Genomic DNA, 25,948 nt, shown 5'->3' on the forward strand with positions numbered 1-25,948 from the left:
ATAATTATTCTTTTTGTTGCTAACAACTACAGAACGTGATGCCAGACGGATTTTGGCACGCAGCCGAGATCGAACAAGCGCCCGCCGGATGCCAACTCAGCCCGCCGATGGTCCGCGGCACGATACATGTTGATGATTTCCTGACTGTCTGTCAGAGAATAATTGAGGTGATCAAAGAGTTTTTCCAGACTTTCTGTTGAGCTGACTTTCCTGAATTTGAGCAAATAGTCATGAACGGTCATGGTGATTGGTCTAATAGTTATGTGGTTGAGATGACTAAGTATATTCAAGCAAGAAGGCCTGTCTAGAGGGCGGTGTAATAAAGTACGCTTATTTTTCAACAACAAACAAATGAAAATGAAAAATAATGGATTGACAGAAAAAGGTTATGGCGTTTCGGACAATGTCGGGCGACAGGGCGATGGAAAATCAGAGCGTAAGATGGAAAAGGCTTATAGATAAAGAGTACCGATAAAGGGGCAGATTGTTCACGGACACGTATCCATAGACAACCAGCCCCTGAGATCGGACTTAGCGGCTACAAAGTTTGTAGTACACCTCGTTCCAGCGCAGCGCATCTTTGAATTCGTGGAGTCGGGTTTCGTTGTCGATCACCAACAGTTCAATGTTCTGCATCTCGGCGTAGAGCCGCATGTGTTCGAGATCCAACGCCTGACTAAAGACTGTGTGGTGTGCACCGCCAGCCAGAATCCAGGCTTCGGCCGCCACTTCCAGCGACGGTTGGGCTTTCCAGATGGCACGGGCAACCGGCAGTTTCGGCAGTGGACGCGGCTGTTCGATGGTATCGACCAGATTAACCAGCATTCTGAAACGGTCGCCCATATCGATCACACTGGCGTTGAGGGACGGCCCAGCCGGCGTGGAGAAAATCAAACGGGCAGGGTCGGCTTTGCCGCCAATACCAAGGTATTGCGCATCCAGAATCGGTTTCTGTTCTTTCGCAATCGTCGGGCACACTTCCAGCATGTGGGAGCCGACGACCAGATCGTTACCGTTCTGGAAGTTATAGGTGTAGTCCTCCATGAAGGACGTCCCGCCCGACAACCCGCCGGCCATCACTTTCATAATGCGCAGCAGCGCGGCGGTTTTCCAGTCGCCTTCGCCACCGAAGCCGTAGCCTTGCTGCATCAGACGCTGCACCGCCAGCCCCGGTAGCTGTTTCAAACCGTACAGGTTTTCAAAATCGGTGGTGAACGCGTGATAGCCGCCTTGCTCCAGAAAGCGTTTCATCCCGAGTTCAATCTGTGCCGCATCCAGCAGGTTCTGACGGTTCGCACCGTTGAGTTTCACCGCGTCTGTTAACTGGTAGCTGGCTTCGTACTCGTCGACCAGTGCATCGATATCGCCTTTGGATACGGCATCGACCACGGCGGTTAAATCGCCCAGACCCCAGGCGCTGACGGAGTAGCCGAATTGGATCTGCGCGCCGACTTTATCGCCTTCGGTGACGGCGACTTCACGCATGTTGTCACCAAAGCGCGCAACCTTCAGCTGTTTGCTTTCCTGAATGGCGGCGGCAACCCGCATCCATTTGCCGATACGGGCATGGGCGTTCTTATCCTGCCAGTGGCCGACGACAACCTGATGCGCCTGCCGCATCCGGGCGCCGATGAAGCCAAATTCACGTCCACCGTGCGCGGTTTGGTTCAGGTTCATGAAGTCCATGTCCATGGTGTCCCACGGTACTTCGGCATTGAACTGGGTGTGGAATTGCAGCAGGGGTTTACTGAGTACGCTCAGGCCGCCAATCCACATTTTGGCCGGAGAGAAGGTATGCAGCCAGGTCAGCAGGCCGATACAGTTATCCTGATAGTTGGCATCGCGACACAGTGCCAGAATTTCGTCCGGCGTTTTCACCAGCGGTTTCAGTACCAGCTTAACGGGCAGGTTGGCCTGTTGATTCAATCCGGCGACGACTTTTTCCGCGTTCTCTTTTACCTGACGTAACGTTTCTGGCCCGTAGAGGTGTTGGCTACCGATGACGAACCAGACTTCAAGCTGCTTAAAATGATCCATGATGACTCCTGTAACGTGATCCCCAGAGGGATAAAAATTAGTTTTTTGCCGTAGACGTTGGGCTATAGGCGGGTTCCGCGAGGCGGCACCACTGCTGATAGCGCTCATAAAGCTGCTGATAACGGGCGACGCGCTGGCTGTCCGGCATTAACGTGCGTTCTATGCCGCTGGCCATATGCTGCTGCGCCGTTGGGATATCGCCGTGAACGCCAGCGGCGACAGCGGCAAAGATCGCCGCGCCGAGCGCACAGCACTGATCGGAAGCGACGATCTGCAAGGGACGATTCATCACGTCGGTACACACCTGCATGATGATGGGGGATTTCCGTGCGATGCCGCCCAGCGCCAGCACGTTCTCGACGGGAACGCCCTGATCTTCAAAGCATTCCATAATCGCGCGCGCGCCAAAGGCCGTGGCAGCAATGAAACCGCCGAACAGCGTAGGGGCATCGGTGCCCAGATTGAGATCGGTAATCACGCCTTTCAGGCGCTGATTGGCGAATGGCGTTCTGCGGCCGTTGAACCAGTCCAGCACGACAGGCAGGTGATCCAGCGTCGGGTTCTCCGCCCACCTGTGCGTGAGTCGCTCCAGCAGTTTGCCTTCCATCGCCTGTAATGACGTTTTGAGTTCAGGATGATCTTTCGCTGTTTCCTGTAACGACCAGCCCAGCAGTCGCCCGAACCAGGCGTACATGTCGCCGAAGGCGGACTGCCCGGCTTCGAGGCCGATATAGCCGGGAACCACGCTGCCGTCGACCTGCCCGCAGATACCCGCGATGGTACGATCGGCAATGCGTGCGTCGTCGGCGATCAGAATGTCGCAGGTGGACGTGCCAATCACTTTGACCAGCGTATACGGCTGTGCGCCTGCGCCGACGGTGCCGACGTGGCAGTCAAACGCACCGCCCGAGAGGATGACCGTTTCGGGGATGCCGAGCCGCTGCGCCCACTCGGCGGTGATAGTGCCGACCGGCTGTTCGGCGGTCCAGGTATCGGTAAACAGTGGATACTGTAATGTCTCCGTCAGGCAGGGATCGAGCGCGTGCAGGAAGTCTTTCGGTGGCAGTCCACCCCAGCTCGGGTGCCAGAGTGATTTGTGCCCGGCGCTGCACCGTCCGCGGCGAATATCGGCAGGTGCCTGCGTACCGGAAAGTAGGGCGGGCACCCAGTCGCACAGTTCGATCCAGGAAACGGCGGCCTGACGCACCGCCGCATCGGCGCGGGAGACATGCAGGATTTTGGCCCAGAACCACTCAGACGAATAAACGCCGCCGATGTAGCGGGTGTAATCCGGGAATTGGCCGCTCCGGCACAGCGCGTTGATGGCTTCCGCTTCTTCTATTGCGGTGTGGTCTTTCCACAGCACGAACATGGCATTGGGGTTGTCGGCAAACTCGGGGCGTAGGGCGAGGATCTGACCTTGCTCATCAATCGGTGCGGGGGTTGACCCGGTGGAATCCACGCCAATACCGATGATGTTCTGCCGCTGTTCGTTGGTCAGGCGTGAAACGACGACCTTAACCGCCTGTTCCAGTGATTCAATATAGTCCAGTGGATGATGTCGGAACTGGTTGTTGGCAGGCTGACAATATTTCCCCGCGCGCCAGCGGGGGTAGTAGACCACTTCTGTTTCCAGCTCTTGCCCGCTTTGGCAGTCAACGGCTAAGGCGCGTACCGAATCACTGCCGAAGTCGAGACCAATCGTAATAGCGCCCGCACTCATGCTTTGCTCCTCATTAATCCCAGATCGTTGGTGTTTACGATGGCAGGGATAACGAGAGGCGGTGAGGAGCGGTTAGCTGGAAGTATGTATTTTTCTGTCGCCCGCAGCCATTTTGTGAAGCGGGTCAAAGGTTAATGATTGGTTAAATTCGCTAAATGTATGCACAAACCTGTCATTGTTCCGGACTGTGATAAAGCTCTACATTCTTACCGGAAATAACGACTAAAACATAAAGCGTCTGAATGCTACTGAGTAAAGGAATCGTGCTAAGTCTGTGTTTTTCCTTTATCCAGACCGGAAATACCCTACCAGGAACTCGAACTCGTTTCAGCGTTGCTGACGAATGAAAAGATAATTACACCGGAGAACATCATGCATAAATTCACTAAGGCGCTGGCAGCAATCGGGTTGGCTGCTGTTATGTCACAATCAGCTATGGCAGAGAACTTAAAGCTGGGCTTTCTGGTTAAACAACCGGAAGAACCGTGGTTCCAGACGGAATGGAAGTTCGCTGATAAAGCAGGAAAAGACCTTGGTTTTGATGTGATAAAAATTGCGGTTCCCGATGGTGAAAAGACCCTGAACGCGATCGACAGTCTGGCAGCCAGTGGAGCGAAAGGCTTCGTTATCTGTACGCCGGATCCGAAGTTGGGGCCAGCCATTATGGCGAAAGCACGCAGCTACGATCTGAAAGTGATCGCGGTTGATGACCAGTTCGTGAATGCCAAAGGTCAACCGATGGATACCGTGCCGTTGGTGATGATGGCGGCCACCAAAATTGGCGAGCGTCAGGGGCAGGAATTGTATAAAGAGATGACCAAACGCGGCTGGAAAGTAGAGGAAACCGCCGTGATGGCGATTACCGCTGATGAGCTGGATACCGCACGTCGCCGCACGACTGGCTCCATGGACGCGCTGAAAACCGCAGGGTTCCCGGAAAAACAGATCTACAAAGTGCCAACCAAATCTAACGATATCCCCGGTGCATTTGACGCCGCTAACTCCATGCTGGTTCAGCATCCGGGCGTGAAAAACTGGCTGATTATCGGCATGAACGACAACACCGTGCTGGGTGGCGTGCGTGCAACGGAAGGTCAGGGCTTTAAAGCTGAAAACGTCATTGGTATCGGTATCAACGGCGTGGATGCGGTGAGCGAGCTGTCTAAAGGTCAGGCAACGGGCTTCTATGGTTCACTGCTGCCGAGCCCGGATATCCACGGTTACAAGAGTATCCAGATGCTGAATGACTGGGTGACCAAAGGCGTTGAGCCGGAGAAATTCACCGAAGTGACCGACGTGGTGCTGATCACTCGTGACAACTTTAAGGTCGAACTGGAGAAAAAAGGCCTGATGTAATCACGCCTGATTTCGTAAAGACGCGGATAACGCCGGTCAGCATGACGCTGGTCGAGGTTATCCGCTTTTGACCCTGCATCGTTATGAGGAAACAGACATGACAGCACAGTCACCCTATTTGTCGTTTCATGGGATTGGTAAAGAATTTCCCGGTGTTAAGGCGCTTTCGGATATCAGTTTTTCCTGCCATGCCGGCCAGATCCATGCATTGATGGGGGAAAACGGGGCGGGCAAGTCGACGCTGTTAAAGATCCTGAGCGGTAACTATTCACCGTCAGCGGGCGAGATCCATATTCAGGGTAAACCTGTGCAGTTCAATAACACGATGGATGCCCTGAATGCGGGCGTTGCCATCATTTATCAGGAACTGCATCTGGTGCCGGAAATGACGGTCGCCGAGAACATCTACTTAGGCCAACTGCCGCATAAATACGGCATGGTGAACTATTCGCTGCTGCGCTATGAAGCCAAACTTCAGTTGCAGCATTTGGGACTGGATATCGATCCTGATACCCCGCTGAAATACCTCTCTATCGGGCAGTGGCAGATGGTGGAAATCGCCAAGGCGCTGGCCCGTAACGCCAAGATTATTGCTTTTGATGAGCCGACCAGTTCGCTATCTGCCCGTGAAATCGAGCAGCTTTTCCGCGTGATTACGGAATTGCGCAGTGAAGGCCGGGTCATTTTGTACGTTTCGCACCGGATGGAAGAAATTTTTGCGCTGAGCGATGCCATTACCGTGTTTAAAGATGGCCGCTACGTGCGTACGTTTGACGATATGCAGCAGGTGAACCATGAGTCGCTGGTACAGGCGATGGTAGGGCGTAACCTGGGGGATATCTATGGCTATACACCGCGTCCGCACGGCGAAGAACGTCTGACGCTGAAAGACGTAAAAGCGCCGGGCGTGAAATCCACGGTTTCCCTGAACGTGAAGCAGGGGGAAATTGTCGGGCTATTTGGTCTGGTGGGGGCTGGTCGCAGCGAACTGATGAAAGGGTTGTTTGGCGCGACCAAAATCACCAGTGGTCAGGTGCTGCTGGATGGCAAACCGCTGGTGGTGAATTCTCCCATTGATGCGATTCGTCAGGGCGTGATGCTCTGCCCGGAAGATCGCAAGGCAGACGGCATCATTCCGGTGCACTCGGTACGCGACAACATCAATATCAGCGCAAGGCGTAAGAGCCTGAAAGCCGGTTTTATTATTAATAATCAGTGGGAAGCGGATAACGCCTCGAAGCGCATTGCGGCGTTGAACATCAAAACGCCGTCCGATGAACAGCTGATTATGAATCTTTCCGGGGGAAACCAACAGAAAGCCATTCTTGGTCGCTGGCTGTCCGAAGAGATGAAGGTCATTTTGCTCGATGAACCTACGCGCGGTATCGACGTCGGCGCGAAGCACGAAATTTATCATGTCATCTATGAACTGGCGAATCAGGGGATCGCGGTGCTGTTTGCCTCCAGCGATTTACCAGAAGTGCTTGGGCTGGCCGACCGGATTATCGTCATGCGCGAAGGTGCCGTCTCTGGCGAACTGCTGCATACCGATGCCACAGAGCAGAAGGTGCTCAGTCTGGCTATGTTACGAACCCCCGATATCGAATCTGCGGTTGCCTGACCGCGAAGGAGCAAAATAATGTCAACGGTTACGTCTACAACCTCAGAAAAGAAGAAAAACGGTATGGGATTGTCCCGCATTTGGGATAACTACGGCATGCTGGTGGTGTTTGCCGTGCTGTTTATTGGCTGTGCGATTTTTGTCCCGAATTTCGCCTCATTTATCAATATGAAAGGGCTGGGGCTGGCGATCTCCATGTCCGGTATGGTGGCCTGTGGGATGCTGTTCTGTCTGGCTTCCGGTGACTTTGACCTGTCGGTCGCGTCAATCATCGCCTGTGCCGGTGTGGCGACGGCGGTGGTGATCAATATCAGTGAAAGCCTGTGGATCGGTGTCAGTGCCGGGCTGCTGCTGGGCGTGGCGTTCGGTTTGCTCAACGGTTTCGTGATTGCTCGTTTAAAGATTAACGCGCTGATCACCACGCTGGCGACGATGCAGATTGCGCGCGGTCTGGCGTACATCATTTCCGATGGTAAAGCGGTAGGGATTGAAGATGAGCGTTTCTTCGAACTGGGCTATGCCAACTGGCTGGGCTTGCCTGCGCCAATCTGGATCACCATCGGTTGCATGATTCTGTTTGGTTTGCTGCTGAATAAAACCACCTTTGGCCGCAATACGCTGGCGATTGGCGGTAATGAAGAAGCAGCGCGTCTGGCCGGGGTGCCGGTTGTACGTACCAAAATCATCATTTTCGCCTTGTCCGGTCTGGTATCGGCGGCGGCAGGGATCATTTTGGCATCGCGTATGACCAGCGGCCAGCCGATGACCTCCATCGGGTATGAGCTGATCGTGATTTCTGCCTGTGTGCTGGGCGGCGTGTCACTGAAAGGCGGGATCGGTAAAATTTCTTACGTGGTGGCCGGCGTGCTGATTTTGGGGACGGTGGAGAACGCGATGAACCTGCTGAACATCTCTCCGTTTGCCCAGTATGTGGTGCGCGGCCTGATTCTGCTGGCGGCGGTTATCTTCGACCGCTACAAACAGCTGGCGAAGAAAACGGTATAAATGCCCGTGCGGCAGGTAAGAGCCTGCCGCTTTCTCTCTTATTCGCGTGTACCGGAGGCTCGATGTATCACCGTATGGCGCATGAATCTCAGCCTAATCCGCTGCTGCCGGGATATTCGTTCAACGCTTATCTTGTGGCTGGCCTGACGCCGATTCTGGCAGAAGGGCCGCTCGACTTCTTTATCGATCGTCCTGATGGGATGAAAGGCTACATCATTAACCTCACCATGAAAGGACAGGGTCAGGTCTTTGATGGCGATGAGACCTTTTTCTGTAATCCCGGTGACCTACTGTTGTTCCCGCCGAAATCGAAGCATTTTTATGGCCGTTCGCCGAGCAGCGACTGCTGGTATCACCGCTGGGTCTATTTTCGCCCGCGCGCCTACTGGGCGGATTGGCTGGAATGGCATACCAAAAGCAGCGGCATTGGTCGCATGAGCCTGCCGAATAACCAACTGCTGCTGGAATTTGACAGGCTGTTTGCCAATATCGAACAGACGCAGCGTTCCGGGCGTCGTTTTTCGGAAGAACTGGGTATGAATCTGCTGGAGCGACTGCTGCTCCGCGCGATGGAAGAAGATCCACAGAGCCCGCAGAAAATCATGGATCCGCGTGTGATAGAAGCCTGCCAGTTTATTACCAGCAATCTGGCTGGAGAACTGCGTATTGACGAAGTTGCGCGGCACGTTTGCCTGTCACCGTCGCGGTTGGCGCATCTGTTCCGTGAACAGGTGGGCATTAATATTTTGCGCTGGCGTGAAGATCAGCGTGTGATTCGCGCCAAACTGTTATTGCAGACGACGCAGGAATCTATCGCCAACATCGGTCGCGTGGTGGGGTATGACGATCAGCTGTATTTCTCACGCGTGTTCCGTAAGCGGGTCGGCGTCAGCCCCAGCGATTTCCGTCGCCGCAGCAGTGAAATCAACTATCCGGCAGCCAAAACGCTGCCCGTGGCGTGGGGAGAGCGGATGCCCAGCGCCGTGAGCGGCTAACGTTCCGAAATGTGACAGATTCCCCTGGCTGTTATCCCTCTCTGCAATCTGGCGGATGACGGGTATATACTGAGTGAGAAATCACAAAGTCAAAATAAGCTAAGGGGAATCGTCATGAGTGAGACCGTTCGTGTTGGGCTGCTGGGCTATGGCTATGCCAGTAAGACATTCCACGCGCCGTTGATTGCAGGTACGACGGGTATGGAGCTGGTGGCCGTGTCCAGCAGCAGTGCTGAAAAAGTGCATGCAGATTGGGCAAATCTGCGAGTAGAGAAAGACCCTCAGGCGTTATTTAACGATCCCGATATTGACCTCATTGTTATTCCTACCCCCAATGACACGCACTTCCCGCTGGCAAAACAGGCGCTGGAAGCGGGCAAGCATGTCGTTGTCGATAAACCGTTTACGGTGACGTTGTCACAAGCATACGACTTGGGCGCTATAGCCGACCGTGTCGGAAAAATGCTTTCTGTTTTCCATAACCGCCGTTGGGACAGCGATTTTCTGACGCTGAAACAGCTGCTGGCGGCGGGAACGTTAGGAAATGTGGTGTATATGGAATCGCATTTCGATCGCTTCCGCCCCGAGGTTCGCCAGCGCTGGCGTGAAGACGGCAGCGAAGGCAGCGGTATTTGGTACGATCTTGGGCCACACTTGCTGGATCAGGCGCTGGAGCTGTTTGGCTTGCCGGTGGCGATTCAGGTAGATATGGCACGGTTGAGACCTGGCAGTAAGGCAATCGATTATTTCCACGCGACGCTGATTTACCCACAACGCCGGGTTGTCCTGCACGCCAGCATGCTGGTGGCGGCGGCGTCTGCCCGCTATATCGTGCATGGCACACGCGGCAGCTTTGTAAAATACGGTCTTGACCCACAGGAAGATCGCCTGAAAGCGGGTGAACGTCCACCGCTGGCCGACTGGGGTCAGGATAAGCACGATGGCGTGCTGACGCTGTCTCGCGATGGCATCACGGCGGAGCAAACGATCGCCACGATTCCGGGTAATTATCCGGCTTACTACGCGGCAGTGCGCGATGCGCTGACGGGTAAAGGCGAAAACCCCGTCAGCGTGCATCAGGCGATTCAGGTGATGGAACTGATCGAGCTCGGGCTGCTTTCCCACGAGCAGAAAAAAGCCGTCACGGTGAAAAATAGCTAGATTTACCGCGTTTTATTCCAGATAGTTAATGGTTTGTTTAAACAGGCGATCTTAGGATCGCGCTAGACTGCTGAGAAAATCAATCGAACGGTGATAATGGTCGAGGGTAAAAATGCAGTACATGCGTCTTTCACGCTCGATTTACGATGTTCGGAAGGCGCTTCTGATGCCTTTATCGCATTACCACCGTTTTCTGTCTGTAAACAGATTTATCGACTCAGATTTCTAGATTCACATTTAGTCATAGATAACTTTGGGCGATCCTCGGATCGCCCGTCTTGTTAGAGTGTTCATTCGGCGGATAACAGGCTAGGGGAAAGGTGTCGGGCATGGGGTGGTTACAACGGTTACGCATTGATAAATTCTTATTGGTTCTGATTTTGGTGGTGGTGACGGCGTCGGTTCTTCCTGCTGAAGGCTCCGTGAAGGTTTTCTTTGAGCGCCTGACCACGGCGGCGATTGCTCTGCTGTTCTTTATGCACGGCGCGAAGCTATCGCGTGAAGCGATTAGTGCGGGTATGGGGCACTGGCGTTTGCATCTGGTGGTGTTTGCCAGCACGTTTATTCTATTCCCGCTGCTGGGAATCGGTATGAGTCTGCTGTCGCCAGTGGTGCTGACGCCGACCTTGTATCTGGGTTTCCTCTATCTGTGTGCGCTGCCAGCGACAGTGCAGTCGGCGATTGCTTATACCTCAATGGCTGGTGGTAACGTCGCCGCGGCGATTTGTAGCGCCTCGGCATCCAGTATTTTGGGTGTGTTTCTCTCGCCGATTCTGGTCGGTTTGCTGATGCACACGCAAGGGGGAGAAACGGATACGCTGCACGCTATTGGCTCTATTATCATGCAGTTAATGGTGCCTTTCGTGATTGGCCATCTGTCTCGCCCGTTGATTGCCAAGTGGGTTGAGCGTAACCGTAAGCTAATTAATATTACTGACCGGTCATCAATTCTTCTGGTGGTGTATGTCGCTTTCAGCGAGGCGGTTGTGCAGGGGATTTGGGGACAGATCAACGTCTGGTCATTGCTGGCCGTCGTCGGTTGTTCGATCGTGCTGCTAGCGATTGTGCTGGTGGTGAATACGCTGGTTGCCCGGAAGATGGGCTTTAATACCGCCGATGAAATCACCATCGTATTCTGCGGTTCGAAGAAGAGCCTGGCGAATGGGATCCCGATGGCAAACGTGCTATTTCCTGCCGCCGCTGTCGGTGCGATGGTGCTGCCGCTAATGATTTTCCACCAAATCCAACTGATGGTCTGCGCTGCGCTGGCTCAGCGCTATGCCAAGCGGATAAACAAGGAACAGGATACGCTTCGTCAGTAAGCGATTATCGGTCCCTCGTATCATGCAAAACGCCCTCGGTCTTACACAGGCCGAGGGCGTTGTCATTTGTAACAAGCACTGTAACTACACGGAAATACAAGAAATAATCTATTACAGTGATAGTTTCATTGCGGTGTTACTTTTTTGTTGCGTTACGTTATAACAATAGTCGCTCATCGAGAGGAATTGTCGATAGAGCAAGACACAGTTGATGATAATTATTATTTGAGAACGAGGGAAATATGTTTAAAAAAACGGTGTTAACTTTAGCGATGTTAGGGACGTTGGCTTCCGCATCTGTGCAGGCTGCGCAGAGTATGGAATGTGTGAAAACCAGCAAAAAAGAAATTGCGTCGTTATTTGACCGTTGGAACGCATCGCTGCAAACAGGGGATGCGAAGAAGGTGAATAGAAACTATGCGTCGGATGCCGTGCTCCTGCCAACGCTGTCCGATAAGCCGCGTACGACTGACGCAGAGCGTATTGATTACTTCGAACATTTCCTGGAGAAAAAGCCGGTTGGTAAGATTGATACCAGCACGATCCGCATCGGTTGTAATGACGCTGTCGATACCGGAACCTACACCTTCACGTTCGGTGACGGTAGCGTAGCGAAAGCGCGTTACACTTACACCTACCTCTGGGACGCGAAACTGAAGAAGTGGGTGATCAGTTCACACCATTCCTCGGCAAACCCGGCCAGTTGATCTCTGTAATTTATCGGTAATAAACTTGTGTCAAACGGCTAACGAAAGTTAGCCGTTTTTCGTGAGCGGCTGACCCAAACTACTGGGTTGCACCACGTTTACGCAGAACCTTTTCACGCAACAGCTGCTTTTCCTGCTCGCTGATAAACGCAATATTCAGGCCGTTTTCCTGTGCTTTGCGGGTTTCTACCGCCGTCAGGCCAGCAAGTGGGGCCGCGACCTCATATTCGTGACGGATCTCTATGCCCTGAACCGCAGGATCGTCCGTGTTGATGGTGGCGGGGATTTCATAACGCAGGAAGTGGATCAGCGGATGTTTATCCAGTGATTCCACGGTGCTGGTTTGAATGTTAGAGGTCAGACAGGATTCGATGCCGATGCCATGCTCCGCCATGTGCGTCATTAGACGCGGATCGATAATCGCGGTTACGCCATGCCCGATGCGCTCTGCACCCAGATGGTTAATCGCCTGCCAAATACTCTCCGGCCCGGCCGCTTCACCCGCGTGAACCGTAATGCGCCAGCCAGCATCGCGGGCTTGTCGGAAATGAGAAGTAAACTGCGCACCAGGGTAACCCAATTCATCACCGGCCAGATCGAGCGCGACGATGCGATCGCGCTGGGACAGCAGGGCGTCCAATTCTTGCTGGCAGGCCTCGGTGCCGAATGTCCGACTCATGATGCCAATCAGACGGATATCGGTATCGAAATCACGGCAGCCTGCGGTAATGCCGTCGATCACCGATTCAACAACGCCAGCAATCGGCAGTTTATGATTCATCGCCATATAGTAGGGAGAGAAGCGCAGTTCTGCGTAATCCAGCCCGGCTTTCACGGCATCTTCAACGTTCTCGTAAGCCACGCGGCGGCAGGCATCCAGTGAACCAAGTACGGCCACGCCCCAGTCGAGCTTTTGTAAAAAACTCAGTAAGTCAGGTTCGTTTTTGGTGACCTGAACGTGAGGACGGAGCGCGTCAAGATCGCTGGCGGGTAACGCGATATTGTACTGGTGACCTAGATCCAGAATAGTCTGGGCGCGGATATTACCATCTAAATGGCGGTGGATATCCGTCAACGGCAGGAGTGAATCAATCATAATGTTATTGTCTGATTACTGTTTTTCATACGACAAAGTATAAAAAGAAATCGAGGTAAATAGCCAACAGTTAGCGCCAAAACTCACCTGTTCTGAACAATCATTAAGCAAAAACAACCTGTTACTGCTTTTCCTGACCCGTAGCACGAGCGTTCAACTTAGGAATAGCTCGGATATAAATGAGCTCGCTGAGTAATTCTACTAACGTTTGGCTGACGATTGCGGCCGGAAGTAGCGGCAGAGCGCCGGGTATTGCTAACGCCAGCGGTAGAATAACCAGAGAATTTCTCGTGCTGGCGCTAAAGGCCACGGCGCGCCCGCCCGCCGAATCCAACCGGAACAGTTGGCTAGTGAACCAGCCGAGCAGCGGTGCCAGCAGCGCGAAGAGCACATAAAATGGCACCGCGAGTAATACCGACGCCCAGGTGGTGCGCAGTTGAGGAATGACCGCCGCAACGACGATAAATAGCACCAGAGCGGTAGCCGGAACGGGAAGATAGCTCAATGCATCCGAAAATGTTGCCATCGTGCGCTGTCGCACCGCTAGCCATTGCAGAAGCGCGGCCAGCGCTAAAGGCACGGCAATCAACCAGATAAACGCATCGATAAAGGGCGCGAAGACGATAAGTCCAGAGGCGTCCTGACCGAGAAATAACGTCAGGTAGAAGGGCAGCGCCAACATTTGCAGTATCAATAAAATAGGCGTGGCGGCCAACAGGCGGGCGGCATCTGCGCGTCCCAGATGTGCGAATGTCACCACGTAGTCAATACAGGGGGCGAGTAGCACCAATATAATGCCTAGCTTCACCAGCGGTTCGGCGGGGAGAAAGGGCAACAGCGCCGCGACCAGTAAAGGAATCACGATGAAGTTGGCAGCAAGCAACGCGCCGATGAATCTGACCTGAGTGAGGCTCTTTCCGATCGTGGTCAGCGGCACTTGCAGGAACGTGACAAACAGCATCAGCGCCAGCGCCGGATTAATCGCGATATCCAGTTGCTCCGTTCCCGGCAGCACCAAGGCGGTTGCCACTGCCGCTATCACGGCAACAAAATAGATCGCGGCCTGATGGGCTTCCATGAAGGTTTTCAACGCGGGCATGGTGTCATCTCAATATGAAGCAGAAAGTGTAGGGCAGAAAAAACGGCGGCTGCAAATGCGGCCACCGTGTGTTTTAGCACCTAATATTACGATGTGTTGGCTTACTGCGCCGGTGGTGTTACGGGTTCTTCCTGTGCACCAGGCAGAGACTCTTCACCTTCTTCCGTTGGAACGGAGAAATACGGCGCGATGAAATCGGCTAGCGATATTTTGTTGCCGTTGAAATCAATTTGGCCATCAGCATAGTGCAGCGAGCTGGTAATCGCGTTGTCTTTCGTGACGCTCAACTGATTCATCTGGCCGATGCCCGCCATCATCTTCGCTTGCTGCTGCGCCATTTCTGTCGCCTGCTTTTGCTCTTCATCGTTGGCCGGTTTCGGCCCCGCCTGCACCATTAATTCTGCCAGCATATCCAGCGGTACATTGAGCTTGGCATCGAGTTTTTTCACCGACTGACGAATGATTTTTTCTTCATCTGACAGGGTGGCATCGTTCGCTTTATCCGTGCTCTGCAACGGATCGGTTAAATCCAGCGCCAGCGTGAACGTGCCTTCACCTTTGCTGTTTTTCCAACTGATCGGTGAAATAGCAATGCTTGGGTTGCCTTTCAACAGCTGCGGCAGGTATTGCAGAACCGACATGGCGACTTCGTGCTGATAAGTATCGGGATCCGTTACGGCTGGATCCTGCAACAGTTTCTGCATTTTTTCCTGATAGGCGGTGACGAACTGTTTGGTACCTGCACCGTCAAGCTGTGAGATAGACATATTCACGTTGCCTGATCCCAGGTTGCGGTCGCCGATAACTAACGAGCCCAGCGTCACGGCCAGTTTGCCTGCCAGATTTTTGTCATCTTCCGTTGCGCTGCTTTGCAAAGAGAAGTCGTTTAAGGTAACCGGTTCTCCGCCTTCTACAGTAAACGTCATCGTTTTAAAGGACAGGTTGCCATCGCCTAAATCAAGATCGAATTTACCTTTTTGATTGGTTCCCTTGATCGAGAAATCGGTGAGATCGACGTTCTCTGTTTGGCCCCAGGCATTTTTTCTTTCCATCTTCACGCTGCTGATGGTGGTATCCAGCTTGCTGCTGCGCAGATCGTGCCCAATATCCACCAAGGCTTCCGCGCCGCTGAAGGAAAATTTCTGTTCTGGCGACTGATGGTCGATAGGGGCCAGCGTAACGAGTGACTGCGTATCACCGCTGTAAGCGACGCGAGTTTCGGCCGTAAAGAACGGCTTATCTTTCGTCAGCTCAAACCAGGCTTTGACGGCGGGTGTGTTGGCCAACTCGGTATGGACAGACGCCATTGCAGGGACGAGGTTGAACTTCTTAAGCTGTGCCAGCGGGAATGGCCCGTGAGACACGGTTTCGTTGAAGACGAGCTCTTCACCGGGCGCAAGGATCTTCGCGCCTTCTGCTGTGCCTATCGAACCATCCGCTTGCAGCACATAGGATAGCGTGCTGCTGAATACGCCGCCCTTATAGTCGCGATAGACGACTTTCAGGCCAGCATTCGGGTAGGCTTGCTTGAGTTTGGTATTCAGCGTATCGGTAAAGCCATCAATTTGCTGAGCCATCTGCTTGCCGGTGTACCAGGATGCGCCGGTCCAGACGGCACCCAGAGCAACAATAACGCCTACGGCGACTAACGACTTCTTCATTTTTATTCATCCTTTAGTAAAAAAATGCGCGTTTTCAACGCGAAACGCTGGCAACTTACCCGTAGGTAACCGCAGCGTATGGAACAAGTTATCGGTTAAATACGCGAGCGAGACGCCCCTGTCCCTCAACCGTTATCGGTGATTCACTGGCGGAAATGAAGCAGGATTCTCCCGGACGTAGCGAGAGCCGCTGCTCATTTTTTTGCAGGACGGCGTGACCGTCAATACAAAATACAATGGCGGCACTATTCTGGCTGAGCGTCTGCGGGCTCTGGCTCAGTTCGTGCAGCGAAAAAGCAAAATCCTCAACAGGAATCGGGAAGCTGAGTTCGTTACCCTGTCGGTGTGGTGTCGTCAGCAACTGGTTTGCAGGTTTGGCTTCAAACACGACATTATCCAGCAGTTCTGGAATATCAATATATTTCGGTGTTAGCCCAGCGCGCAGCACGTTGTCTGAGTTCGCCATGACTTCTAATGCCACGCCTTTCAGATAAGCATGCGGCGTTTGCGCAAACAGGAACATGGCTTCGCCGGGTTGCAGCGTAATGACGTTCAGCAGCAGCGGGGAGAACAATCCGCTGTCGTCGGAATAGTATTGTGTGATCGCGCGGATGGTCGCCCACGGTTCGTCATTTTGACTATTTAGCGCGGCCTTCAAGACGCCGAGCGCCCGCGATTTTTGCTCACCTTCCATACTCAGCAGGTTGGTGAAGAGCATGGCGAGATTCTTCGCATCGGGCTGTTGTAAAAACGCGGAGATGGACGGATGTGCGCTGGCAACTGGCTCCAGCAACTGTACAATTTCAGATAATTCTCGGAACCCATTCATGGCCTGAAAGGGCGTTAATGCGTAGACCAATTCCGGTTTGTGATTGGCATCTTTGTAGTTTCTTTCGGCCGCATCGAGCGGGATACTCGCTGCATTCTCTTTCGCAAAGCCTTGTTCTGCCGACGATTTACTGGGGTGAACCTGAATGGAAAGTGGCTGTTCCGCGCACAATACCTTAAACAAAAAGGGCAATTCGCCAAAACGTTGTGCGATCGTTGCGCCAAGATGGGTAGTCGAGTCTTCAGCAATCACGTCTCGCAGGCTGCGGGTGTTGCCTTTTTCATCAATAATCGCCGAACTGTTTTTAGGATGGGCACCCATCCAAAGTTCCGCCATCGGTAAATCGTTAGGGTTATCAATGCCATATAGCTCAGTTAAGGCGTGTTTGCTGCCCCAGGCGTAGTGCTGGACGCAATTGAGCATTTTTTGCATGTCGGCTCCCTGCTATTACATTAATTGTTAATTTCTGTGATGCTGGCTGTTAATTACTTGAGTGATTATGAATACACTGCATCTTCTTCGCTTCATGGTAATGTTTTATGTAGCGCGATGCCAGACAGTGTTAGTCGACCAATAAGCGTGATAAGGCCAGTGAGTGTTATCAGAATAGGCCCAGCGATGTGATTCGATGTCTTCTACTATTTGAATGTGTGTTTAAGGAGGAAAGGTAATGAGCACGACGCGTAGTGAAAAAGACTCAATGGGACCGATTGATGTGCCTGCTGAACGGTTATGGGGCGCACAGACACAGCGATCGCTGGAACACTTCCGTATTTCTGAAGAGAAAATGCCCCGCGCGCTGATTTATGCGCTAGCGCAAACCAAGCGCGCGGCAGCCCGCGTCAACATGGATCTCACGCTTCTGCCTGCCGATCGGGGAAATGCGATTATTCAGGCGGCAGACGAAGTGCTGGCTGGCCAGCATGCCGGGGAATTCCCGCTAGCGATCTGGCAGACGGGGTCTGGCACGCAAAGCAATATGAATATGAACGAGGTGTTGGCTAACCGCGCCAGTGAACTGCTGGGGGGAGAGCGGGGCAACAATCGTCTGGTTCATCCGAATGATGATGTCAACAAAAGTCAGAGTTCCAACGACGTCTTCCCGACGGCGATGCATGTCGCCGCTGTTGTCGCGATCAACGAACACCTGATTCCTGAATTGAAAGCGCTACACGCCACGCTGGCGTCCAAGGCGGAGCAGTTTAAGGATATCGTCAAGATCGGCCGTACGCATTTACAGGATGCCACGCCGTTGACGCTGGGGCAGGAAATCTCCGGCTGGGCCGCGATGTTGCAGCATAATCTGAAGCATATCGAAAACAGCGTGCCGCACATTTGTGAGCTGGCGCTGGGCGGTACTGCGGTCGGAACAGGGCTAAACACGCATCCCGAATACGCGGTGCGCGTGGCAGCAGAACTGGCGAAACTGACCGGTCAACCGTTTGTGACCTCGCCGAATAAATTCGAAGCGCTGGCGACCTGTGATGCGTTGGTTCACGGGCACGGTGCCTTGAAGGGGCTGGCGGCATCGTTAATGAAGATTGCTAACGATGTGCGCTGGCTGGCGTCCGGCCCGCGCTGTGGTATCGGCGAACTGAGCATTCCTGAGAACGAGCCGGGCAGCTCCATCATGCCAGGCAAGGTCAACCCGACTCAGTGTGAAGCGCTGACGATGCTGTGCTGCCAGGTGATGGGCAATGATGTCGCGGTAAATATCGGCGGGGCATCCGGTAATTTTGAGCTGAACGTGTATCGTCCTATGGTGATTCATAACTTCCTGCAATCGATTCGTCTGCTGGCTGATGGCATGAAGAGCTTCGATGAGCACTGTGCGGTGGGGATCGAACCGAATCGCGATCGCATCAATCAATTGCTGAACGAATCGCTGATGCTGGTGACGGCGCTGAACACGCACATTGGCTATGACAAAGCGGCAGAAATTGCCAAAAAAGCGCACAAAGAAGGGCTGACGCTGAAGGCGGCCGCGCTCAAACTGAACTACCTAACCGAAGCACAGTTTGATGAGTGGGTTCGACCGGAAGATATGGTCGGTAGCCTGAAAAAGTAATGGCACGATAGTTAGTGTTTTATCCTATAGCCTGCCGGTGTTTATCCGCAGGCTTTTTCTTTTTCATTCCGGTGCGTCGGTATACAGGTGCAAACGCGGAATGAGCAGGCGAAGTTCGGCCGCTTTCGGTTTGTGTTTATGCTTGATGTTATTGGCGTCATAAGGATTGAGTTCACCGATAATGGGGATCTCGCCGCCGGATTCCTGCTGACAAAGTACAAGCAGGGGAGACGGGCAGGGATGCTGAACCTGTTTTTGCTGTTCGGGATACCACACGCGGGCGATAGGCTGGACTTTGACCGGGCGTTTAATTTTCAAAATGGCGTCTTCCGGCAGCGACAAGACTGCGTCAATTTCCTGCTCGATATGTTCAATCCACTGTGCTTTGGTATACGGCGTCGTATGCTTTGCCGCATTCAGGCTCTTGGTGAGTTTCTCCAGCAGCTCCACACGCGTCATATTTTTGATGACATGCTTATTCGCCCAGCCAAAACGAACTGATGCCGGGTTCGTTATGAGCGTCAACGAACGGTAAGCGCTAAGCGTGATCAATCCTTTCAAATGCGTGTGGACGAACTCAAAACGCTGTTCCGGCTCTAGCCCAGATTCGACGGTAATAATCTGCTCCAGCTCTTTTTTCAGTGCGTTAATTTCCGCAATGAGCCACTGTGCCTGCTGATATTGCGCGGCATTGACGGAAAAGCAGAGTGCGCCCGGCAAGCGTATAGCGCTTTTACTGCTGAGCGTTTCCGGGTAGTGGTGAATGAACAGTCGCTGAAAATGCACTAGCCCTTTATCACGCGCCTCTTGTCCAACGTACTGCGTGACAGCGATATGCTCGATAGGATCGTGCTCCGTTCCTTTTTCCACATGGGGAAGGGAATAGACGCGCCCAGCCAGAAGCCGATACTCGGCAAACTGTTGCTGCATCAGCGCAAGTTTCTTCTCTAACGTCTGGAAGCAGTGGTTCATGCGATCGATGAGCGTATAGCGGTTCATAGTAAAATTCACTTTAGTTACAACATACTTACCATTTATACTGATAAATGGACACTTCAGCAATCGTGATCAGTATTATTTCAAGCAGGTTTGACAGGGCATAGAGGGAGAGTGTGGAAACAGCGCGGAGTTTACCTGATTCAGGCAAACTCCGGTAAGAAAGGCGTTTAAAGGCGATGCTTGAGTATCAGGCTCACTACCAGCGCGAGAAGTAACAGGGTGCTCAGGAACGCGGTGATCCCCATCCAGCCGAATGAATGCCAGAAGAATCCCCCCAGCGTACCGGCCAGACTGGAACCCAGGTAGTAAGAAAAGAGATACATGGATGACGCCTGACCTTTCGCGCGCCGCGCCCGTTGGCCAATCCAACTGCTGGCTACCGAGTGGGCGGCGAAGAAACCGGCAGTAAAGAGCATCATCCCGCCAAAAATCGCGAAGAGCGGGCTCAGTGCCGTCATTCCCAGTCCCACTAACATCAGGAGGATCGCAATGCTTAGCACCGGGCCGCGTCCGTAGCGGGCCGTTAATGCTCCGGCTTTTGGTGAGCTGTAACTTCCGGTGAGATAAACCACGGAGAGTAAGCCAACCACCGCCTGACTGAGTAAATAAGGGGGAGCCAGCAACCGATACCCAATGTAGTTAAACAGGGTAACGAACGCGCCCATCAGCAAAAATCCCTCAAGGAACAGCAGCGGCAAGCCCGCATCGCGCCAGTGCAGTTTGCTATTCAGCAGCAGCGTTTTTGGACGCAGCGAGCCGGGTCGGAAATGGCGTGAGTCGGGCAGAATACGCCAGAATGTTATCGCGGCAATGAGCGCCAGTACGCCGATCGTACCGATGGCGACTCGCCACGGGAAATAGTCCGTTAAGACCCCACTGACCAAACGTCCGCTCATGCCGCCAATGGAGTTACCGCTGATATATAACCCCATCGAGAACGCCAGCACGCTGGGGTGAATTTCTTCACTCAGGTAGCTCATGGCGACGGCCGCGACGCCGCTTAGCGACAGACCCATCATGGCTCGCATGACCAATACGCCGTTCCAACTGGTCATAAATGCGCAAATCACGGTACAGATCGCGGCCAGCATCAAGGACACGACCATCACATTCTTACGACCGATGGTGTCAGAGAGTGGTCCGGTAAACAGCAGCCCAAACGCCAGCATCACTGTTGAAACGGAAAGCGACAGACTGCTGGTCGCCGGAGAAATACCGAAATCTTGAGAGAGCACCGGCAGCAGTGGCTGAACACAATACAGCAGGGCAAACGTTGCTAACCCGGCAGAAAACAGCGCCAGCGTGACACGCATAAATTGTGGCGTACCACGCGTGATATAAGGCGTTTTACCGGAATGTTTCGGGGCAATATCATCCGCATCGTCGACCGTAGAAATAGGCCACTCGTTCGATGCAGAAGATGGCAGGTTACTCACAATAATTCCTTACCGGAAAGGGTAAATCAGGCGTAAAACAACAATGAGAGGATCATAGAAGAGTGATATTATTTTGTATAATATATTAATAATCATGATTGATATGTTTAAAGTATGAATATCGAGCTACGCCACCTTCGCTATTTTATTGCGGTCGCGGAAGAGCTGCATTTTGGCCGAGCCGCAGAACGATTACGCATTTCACAACCGCCACTAAGCCAACAGATTCAGATTCTGGAGGAGCAGGTGGGGGCGAAATTGTTGGCGCGCAACAACCGGAATGTCCAGCTCACGCCAGCAGGCGAGATGTTCCTGAAAGAGGCCTGGTCGATTATCAGTCAGGTTGATCAGGCGGCGGAACGGGCGTCCCGCATTCAACGCGGTGAAATTGGGGAATTAACGATCGGCTTTACCTCGTCCGCACCGTTTATCAAAAAGATCTCCAGCAGCCTGCTGCGTTTTCGCCAAACATACCCGGAAGTGCATATTCAGATGATGGAGCTTAATACCAAGCAGCAAATTGAACCGCTGCTGAACGGTAAGCTCGATATCGGCATTATGCGCAATAATCCGTTACCGGACGCGCTGGATCATCAGTTGCTGCTGCGTGAACCGCTGATCGCTGTCGTGCAGGAGTCCCATCCGTTAGCGCAGCAGGACGCAGGGCGAGCAATCAACATCACACAGCTGGCAAATGAGCCGTTCGTTTTCTTCTCGCGCGCGGTTGGAACAGCGCTGTATGACGATACGCTGACGCTGCTGAAACGCTATGGCATCAGCCCCTACATTACGCAGGAAGTGGGCGAGGCGATGACCATCGTCGGCCTGGTATCCGCGGGATTGGGCGTGTCCATCTTGCCTGCGTCATTTTTGCGTATACGGGTCGATGGCGTGAAATATTTGCTGCTGGAAGAAGAGGACGCCACAACGGAAGTCTGGCTGGTGACGGCACGACATCAGCCGCAAAGCGCTGCTGCGAAAGTGCTGATGTCGCTGATGCTGGGCGGATAATCGTTAAAATATGCGCGCTAAATCACATAACGAATCAAATATTTGACGAGTTTAGTGAAAAGCCCCACCATACCCGCAGTTTTTTTATTTTGCAGCGTGAAAAATAGTCATGCCGTAATAATAAAGATAAATTTTTCAACAGCAGTGCCAGCAATAATGCGAATCAGTAGGAGCCAGGTTTGTGATATCCGACGGTCAACCAGGACACATCGATCAAATCAAACAAATGAATGCCGGTGCGGTGTATCGGTTGATCGATAAGTACGGCCCGATATCACGTATCGAACTGTCCAAACGCGCTCAGCTCGCGCCCGCCAGTATTACCAAAATTGTCCGCGAACTGCTGGAAGCCCATCTGGTACAGGAAACCGAATACCAGGATGTGGGCAGCAGAGGGCGTCCCGCAATCGGCCTGATTCTGGATACCGAAGCCTGGCACTATCTTTCCGCACGTATCAGCCACAATACCCTGTTATTGGCGCTGCGCGATCTCAGCAGCAAGCTGGTTGTGGAAGAGGAAATCCCACTTCCCGCTACGTCATCGCAGCCGCTGCTTGAGCGTATTCTGAATGAAATTGACCAGTTTTTTATTCGTCATCAGAAGCGGCTGGAGCGACTAACGGCAATCGCCATTACCGCGCCGGGCATGATTGATGCCAGCAAGGGCATCATTCACCGGATGCCGTTTTATGACGTTGAGGAAATGGCGATTGGCCCCGCGCTGGAACAACGCACGGGGTTGCCCGTGTATTTGCAGCACGATATCTGCGCCTGGACGATGGCAGAAGCGCTATACGGCGCATCGCGCGATTGCCAAAATGTGATTCAGGTGGTGATCGACCATAACGTCGGCGCGGGCGTGATTACTGGTGGCCGTATCCTGCACGCCGGGAGTCGAAATCTGGTCGAAATCGGGCACACGCAGGTCGATCCTTATGGCAAACGTTGCTATTGCGGCAATCACGGCTGTCTGGAAACCGTCGCCAGCACGGAAAATATGCTGGAGCTGGCGCAACAGCGCATGAATACCTCCATGAGTTCACTTCTGCACGGTTCGCCGCTTAGCGTTGAGAACCTGTGTGATGCGGCGCTCAAAGGCGATCAGTTAGCCAAAGATATCATTAACGATGTCGGCCATAACGTAGGCCGCATAGTCGCCATCATGGTGAATCTCTTTAATCCCGATAAAATTCTGGTGGGCTCCCCTCTGAATAAAGCGGCCAGCATTTTACACCCCGCCATTTTAGGCTGTATTCAACAGCAATCATTCCCGCCCTATAGCCACAACATTCAGGTGGAAGCGACCCAGTTCTACAATCAGGGCACGATGCCCGGAGCGGCACTGGTAAAAGACGCACTCTATAACGGATCGCTGCTGGTTAAACTGCTACAGGGATAACCATAAAGGCGTAGAGCAACAAAACATTGCGCTAACGCAAACTGCCTGAATGAGGCATAGCCTAGACTTTCACGCTTGGAAAGCATTTTGGCTGTGCTTGTTTTTTGGTATTCAGGTGGTCTGGAGTTATCCCATGTTGAAACGTATTTTTGTCACTGGTACTGATACCGCCGTTGGCAAAACGGTGGTATCCAAGGCGCTACTGCAAAAACTGGCGCTGGCAGGCAAATCGGTTGCGGGCTACAAACCGATAGCAAAAGGGTGCGAAGAGACGGAAGCGGGTCTGCGTAATAAAGATGCACTGTTGCTACAGGCGGCCTCGACGCTCGAATTGCCCTATAACATGGTTAACCCTATCGCACTGCGGGAAGATGAAATCAGCGCCAGTGAAGGAACCATTGATTACTGCGCGATGACGCAAGGCCTGCGCCACATAGGCGAGACGGCGGATATCGTGGTGGTTGAAGGGACAGGCGGATGGCGGACCGTCATGAACGATCTGCGTCCGTATTCCGAATGGGTGGTGCAGGAACAACTGCCTGTCGTGCTGGTTGTTGGCATCAAACTGGGCTGCATCAGCCATGCGCTGCTGACTGCACAGGCGATCATCAACGATGGTTTACCGCTGGTCGGGTGGGTCGCTAACCGTATTAACCCCGGACTGGCGAATTACGCAGAAATCATTCACGTTCTGCGGAAAAAAATTCCGGCACCACAGTTGGGTGAACTGCCTTACTTGCCACGCGCCGAACAGCGGGATCTCTCGTCTTATATCGATCTTTCTGCCGTCAGTTACTAATTTCTTTCCTCTTCTATTCCCGCTTCTCTGCGGGAATAAATTTTCTCCGCCACGCCACCTGTTATACTCACAGGCAGTTTTTCTTCTTATCCTGAAAATATAATGAAAACAGAGAATAACCCGCAGCAAACACCTGTCCCACATCGCCATTGGATTTTAATTGCCTGTATGTTGGCGATGTTCACGGCCGCGATTGAAGTGACGATTGTCGCCACCGCGCTGCCGACCATCATCGCCGACTTAGGCGGGTTTTCCCTATTGGGCTGGGTCTTTGCGGGTTATTTGCTGACGCAGTCGATCAGTATTCCAATTTATGGCCGATTGGCCGATCTGTATGGCCGCAAAAAGATATTCTTCTTCGGCATGATCGTGTTCCTGCTGGGGTCGATTCTATGCGGATTTTCGACGCAGATGGGCTGGCTGATCGTCTTCCGTACCTTGCAAGGGCTGGGCGCGGGCGCGATTACGCCGATTGCCTTCACCATTGTTGCAGATGTGTATAGCTCAACCGAGCGCCCGAAAATACAGGGCTATTTGTCCAGCGTATGGGGCTTTTCCGCGATTATCGGCCCGCTGCTGGGTGCGTTTATCGTGCAACACTTCAACTGGGCGCTGGTTTTCTGGGTCAACGTGCCGATTGGGCTGTTCTCCATCTTCCTGCTGGCGCGTTATCTGCCGACGATGAATACTGTGCGCCAGCATCAACTGGACTGGATGGGGGCGTTCTATCTGATTGTGTCCGTCGCCAGTTTGCTGATGGCGCTGCTACAGGCTGAGGTGTTTGGCTACTGGGTGATCCCGCTGCTTGCGATCTCCGCCGTGGGCTGCATTCTGCTGATTCGACAAGAAAAGCGCACGCCGGAGCCGCTGTTTCCACTGGCGCTGTGGCGCAATCGGGTCATTATCGCCGGTAATCTCGGTGGGTTGGTCGTCGGGGCCGCCATGATGGGCGTGAGTGCCTTTTTGCCAACGTTTATCCAGGGCGTTATGGGTAAAACGCCGCTGGAAGCCGGCAGTATACTGGCGATGATGTCGATTGGCTGGCCGTTGGCCAGCACGCTGAGCGGGCGCTTAATGCTGTGGACGTCTTACCGGTTTACGGCAATGCTCGGCGGTATTGTGCTGATTATCGGCAGTCTGACATTGTTAACGGTTCAACCGGACAGCAACCTGATGTGGGCGCGGCTCGCGGCATTTTTGATCGGTTCAGGAATGGGGCTAAGTAGCACCACGTTTCTGGTATCGATACAAAACTCGGTGGACTACTCCATCCGCGGCATTGCAACGGCCTCTGCCATGTTTACCCGCATGCTGGGTTCCGCACTGGGAACGGCAATCCTTGGCGCGACGCTGAACATCAGTCTGCATTGGCGGTTGCCGGACGTGAGCGATCCACTCCAGACGCTTATGGATCCGGCCAAGCGTATCCTGCTGAGCGTAAACCAGCTTGATACGCTGGCATCGCAAGTTGCCTCATCTATCCACGGTGTATTTATCGTTTCTGCACTCATCGCGGCTATCACGCTGCTTTCCGCCAGAATGATCCCCGCGAGCCAGCGACCAGGGCAGGTTGAAACCAGACAAAAATAAGACAAAAGAAAAGGCGCGAAAGCGCCTTTCGAAC

General features: G+C 53.2%; 21 protein-coding genes. 12 read left to right on the forward strand and 9 right to left on the reverse strand.

Annotated features, from left to right (window positions below; translation table 11 throughout):
- Nucleotides 1-26: 26 nt before the first annotated feature.
- The 3 genes from ydgT to Q3A88_RS10705 form a co-directional block, all read right to left on the reverse strand.
- On the reverse strand, nt 27-242 hold the full coding sequence (gene ydgT / locus Q3A88_RS10695; RefSeq protein ID WP_010275188.1) for a transcription modulator YdgT: 216 nt from the start codon (nt 240-242) through the stop codon (nt 27-29).
- 289 nt (nt 243-531) lie between these two features.
- Nucleotides 532-2,037, reverse strand: a complete 1,506-nt coding sequence (araA, locus tag Q3A88_RS10700) for an L-arabinose isomerase (protein WP_317177872.1) — start codon at nt 2,035-2,037, stop codon at nt 532-534.
- A 37-nt stretch (nt 2,038-2,074) separates the two neighbouring features.
- Nucleotides 2,075-3,760, reverse strand: a complete 1,686-nt coding sequence (locus Q3A88_RS10705; RefSeq protein WP_317177873.1) for a ribulokinase — start codon at nt 3,758-3,760, stop codon at nt 2,075-2,077.
- A 372-nt stretch (nt 3,761-4,132) separates the two neighbouring features.
- Between Q3A88_RS10705 and Q3A88_RS10710 the strand changes: the two genes are divergently transcribed.
- From Q3A88_RS10710 to Q3A88_RS10740, 7 genes are all read left to right on the forward strand, one after another.
- Nucleotides 4,133-5,116, forward strand: coding sequence for an arabinose ABC transporter substrate-binding protein (locus tag Q3A88_RS10710; protein WP_014915365.1), 984 nt, complete (start codon nt 4,133-4,135; stop codon nt 5,114-5,116).
- 97 nt (nt 5,117-5,213) lie between these two features.
- Nucleotides 5,214-6,737 carry an L-arabinose ABC transporter ATP-binding protein AraG gene (gene araG / locus Q3A88_RS10715; protein ID WP_014915366.1) on the forward strand — a complete coding sequence of 508 codons (1,524 nt, stop codon included), beginning with the start codon at nt 5,214-5,216 and terminating at the stop codon, nt 6,735-6,737.
- A gap of 18 nt (nt 6,738-6,755) precedes the next feature.
- The gene (gene araH / locus Q3A88_RS10720) at nt 6,756-7,742 is read left to right on the forward strand and encodes an L-arabinose ABC transporter permease AraH (protein WP_233989306.1); all 987 of its coding nucleotides are present in this window, start codon (nt 6,756-6,758) and stop codon (nt 7,740-7,742) included.
- A 62-nt stretch (nt 7,743-7,804) separates the two neighbouring features.
- Nucleotides 7,805-8,737, forward strand: coding sequence for an arabinose operon transcriptional regulator AraC (gene araC, locus Q3A88_RS10725; RefSeq protein WP_010275170.1), 933 nt, complete (start codon nt 7,805-7,807; stop codon nt 8,735-8,737).
- Nucleotides 8,738-8,851: 114 nt separating this feature from the next.
- Nucleotides 8,852-9,898 carry an oxidoreductase gene (locus Q3A88_RS10730; RefSeq protein ID WP_014915368.1) on the forward strand — a complete coding sequence of 349 codons (1,047 nt, stop codon included), beginning with the start codon at nt 8,852-8,854 and terminating at the stop codon, nt 9,896-9,898.
- Nucleotides 9,899-10,227: 329 nt separating this feature from the next.
- Nucleotides 10,228-11,220: a bile acid:sodium symporter family protein gene (locus tag Q3A88_RS10735; RefSeq protein WP_233989307.1), complete on the forward strand. Its 993-nt coding sequence runs from the start codon at nt 10,228-10,230 to the stop codon at nt 11,218-11,220.
- Between the two features lie 242 nt (nt 11,221-11,462).
- Complete coding sequence (locus Q3A88_RS10740; protein WP_039286538.1) at nt 11,463-11,927, forward strand: SgcJ/EcaC family oxidoreductase; 465 nt, start codon at nt 11,463-11,465, stop codon at nt 11,925-11,927.
- 79 nt (nt 11,928-12,006) lie between these two features.
- Here Q3A88_RS10740 and add read toward each other — a convergent pair whose 3' ends face one another.
- From add to manA, 4 genes are all read right to left on the reverse strand, one after another.
- Nucleotides 12,007-13,023: an adenosine deaminase gene (add, locus tag Q3A88_RS10745; protein WP_317177874.1), complete on the reverse strand. Its 1,017-nt coding sequence runs from the start codon at nt 13,021-13,023 to the stop codon at nt 12,007-12,009.
- A 121-nt stretch (nt 13,024-13,144) separates the two neighbouring features.
- Nucleotides 13,145-14,122, reverse strand: a complete 978-nt coding sequence (locus Q3A88_RS10750; protein WP_317177875.1) for an arsenic resistance protein — start codon at nt 14,120-14,122, stop codon at nt 13,145-13,147.
- A gap of 101 nt (nt 14,123-14,223) precedes the next feature.
- Nucleotides 14,224-15,783 (reverse strand): YdgA family protein, encoded by a 1,560-nt coding sequence (locus Q3A88_RS10755; protein ID WP_317177876.1) that lies wholly within the window; start codon nt 15,781-15,783, stop codon nt 14,224-14,226.
- An 88-nt stretch (nt 15,784-15,871) separates the two neighbouring features.
- On the reverse strand, nt 15,872-17,044 hold the full coding sequence (gene manA, locus Q3A88_RS10760; RefSeq protein WP_317177877.1) for a mannose-6-phosphate isomerase: 1,173 nt from the start codon (nt 17,042-17,044) through the stop codon (nt 15,872-15,874).
- Between the two features lie 238 nt (nt 17,045-17,282).
- On the opposite strand from manA, the gene fumC reads away from it, so the two are divergent.
- On the forward strand, nt 17,283-18,680 hold the full coding sequence (gene fumC, locus Q3A88_RS10765; RefSeq protein WP_040035717.1) for a class II fumarate hydratase: 1,398 nt from the start codon (nt 17,283-17,285) through the stop codon (nt 18,678-18,680).
- Nucleotides 18,681-18,743: 63 nt separating this feature from the next.
- Here the strand turns inward: fumC and tus are convergent, their stop codons facing one another.
- Together tus and Q3A88_RS10775 are read right to left on the reverse strand one after the other, a co-directional pair.
- The gene (tus, locus tag Q3A88_RS10770) at nt 18,744-19,679 is read right to left on the reverse strand and encodes a DNA replication terminus site-binding protein (RefSeq protein ID WP_317177878.1); all 936 of its coding nucleotides are present in this window, start codon (nt 19,677-19,679) and stop codon (nt 18,744-18,746) included.
- A 167-nt stretch (nt 19,680-19,846) separates the two neighbouring features.
- Nucleotides 19,847-21,115 (reverse strand): MFS transporter, encoded by a 1,269-nt coding sequence (locus Q3A88_RS10775; RefSeq protein WP_110162890.1) that lies wholly within the window; start codon nt 21,113-21,115, stop codon nt 19,847-19,849.
- A gap of 114 nt (nt 21,116-21,229) precedes the next feature.
- On the opposite strand from Q3A88_RS10775, the gene Q3A88_RS10780 reads away from it, so the two are divergent.
- The 4 genes from Q3A88_RS10780 to Q3A88_RS10795 all read left to right on the forward strand — a co-directional run bounded on the left by Q3A88_RS10780 (nt 21,230) and on the right by Q3A88_RS10795 (nt 25,914).
- A complete protein-coding gene (locus tag Q3A88_RS10780; protein WP_010275135.1) occupies nt 21,230-22,126 on the forward strand; it encodes a LysR family transcriptional regulator in 897 nt (298 codons plus the stop codon).
- 181 nt (nt 22,127-22,307) lie between these two features.
- Nucleotides 22,308-23,525, forward strand: coding sequence for an ROK family transcriptional regulator (locus Q3A88_RS10785; protein WP_039511393.1), 1,218 nt, complete (start codon nt 22,308-22,310; stop codon nt 23,523-23,525).
- Nucleotides 23,526-23,658: 133 nt separating this feature from the next.
- Entirely contained in the window at nt 23,659-24,324 is a 666-nt protein-coding gene (bioD, locus tag Q3A88_RS10790; RefSeq protein WP_233989315.1) for a dethiobiotin synthase, read from the forward strand.
- A gap of 102 nt (nt 24,325-24,426) precedes the next feature.
- A complete protein-coding gene (locus tag Q3A88_RS10795) occupies nt 24,427-25,914 on the forward strand; it encodes an MDR family MFS transporter (RefSeq protein ID WP_233989317.1) in 1,488 nt (495 codons plus the stop codon).
- Nucleotides 25,915-25,948 lie beyond the last annotated feature (34 nt).

Origin of the sequence: Pectobacterium sp. HCp5_1, from assembly GCF_032905925.1 — a bacterium.
In the GTDB taxonomy this organism is placed as follows: domain Bacteria; phylum Pseudomonadota; class Gammaproteobacteria; order Enterobacterales; family Enterobacteriaceae; genus Pectobacterium; species Pectobacterium brasiliense_A.

Coding starts and splice junctions, on each gene's coding strand:
- ydgT (WP_010275188.1), bottom strand. CDS start 242: ATGACCGTTCATGACTATTTGCTCAAATTCAGGAAAGTCAGCTCAACA.
- araA (WP_317177872.1), bottom strand. CDS start 2,037: ATGGATCATTTTAAGCAGCTTGAAGTCTGGTTCGTCATCGGTAGCCAA.
- Q3A88_RS10705 (WP_317177873.1), bottom strand. CDS start 3,760: ATGAGTGCGGGCGCTATTACGATTGGTCTCGACTTCGGCAGTGATTCG.
- Q3A88_RS10710 (WP_014915365.1), top strand. CDS start 4,133: ATGCATAAATTCACTAAGGCGCTGGCAGCAATCGGGTTGGCTGCTGTT.
- araG (WP_014915366.1), top strand. CDS start 5,214: ATGACAGCACAGTCACCCTATTTGTCGTTTCATGGGATTGGTAAAGAA.
- araH (WP_233989306.1), top strand. CDS start 6,756: ATGTCAACGGTTACGTCTACAACCTCAGAAAAGAAGAAAAACGGTATG.
- araC (WP_010275170.1), top strand. CDS start 7,805: ATGTATCACCGTATGGCGCATGAATCTCAGCCTAATCCGCTGCTGCCG.
- Q3A88_RS10730 (WP_014915368.1), top strand. CDS start 8,852: ATGAGTGAGACCGTTCGTGTTGGGCTGCTGGGCTATGGCTATGCCAGT.
- Q3A88_RS10735 (WP_233989307.1), top strand. CDS start 10,228: ATGGGGTGGTTACAACGGTTACGCATTGATAAATTCTTATTGGTTCTG.
- Q3A88_RS10740 (WP_039286538.1), top strand. CDS start 11,463: ATGTTTAAAAAAACGGTGTTAACTTTAGCGATGTTAGGGACGTTGGCT.
- add (WP_317177874.1), bottom strand. CDS start 13,023: ATGATTGATTCACTCCTGCCGTTGACGGATATCCACCGCCATTTAGAT.
- Q3A88_RS10750 (WP_317177875.1), bottom strand. CDS start 14,122: ATGCCCGCGTTGAAAACCTTCATGGAAGCCCATCAGGCCGCGATCTAT.
- Q3A88_RS10755 (WP_317177876.1), bottom strand. CDS start 15,783: ATGAAGAAGTCGTTAGTCGCCGTAGGCGTTATTGTTGCTCTGGGTGCC.
- manA (WP_317177877.1), bottom strand. CDS start 17,044: ATGCAAAAAATGCTCAATTGCGTCCAGCACTACGCCTGGGGCAGCAAA.
- fumC (WP_040035717.1), top strand. CDS start 17,283: ATGAGCACGACGCGTAGTGAAAAAGACTCAATGGGACCGATTGATGTG.
- tus (WP_317177878.1), bottom strand. CDS start 19,679: ATGAACCGCTATACGCTCATCGATCGCATGAACCACTGCTTCCAGACG.
- Q3A88_RS10780 (WP_010275135.1), top strand. CDS start 21,230: ATGAATATCGAGCTACGCCACCTTCGCTATTTTATTGCGGTCGCGGAA.
- bioD (WP_233989315.1), top strand. CDS start 23,659: ATGTTGAAACGTATTTTTGTCACTGGTACTGATACCGCCGTTGGCAAA.
- Q3A88_RS10795 (WP_233989317.1), top strand. CDS start 24,427: ATGAAAACAGAGAATAACCCGCAGCAAACACCTGTCCCACATCGCCAT.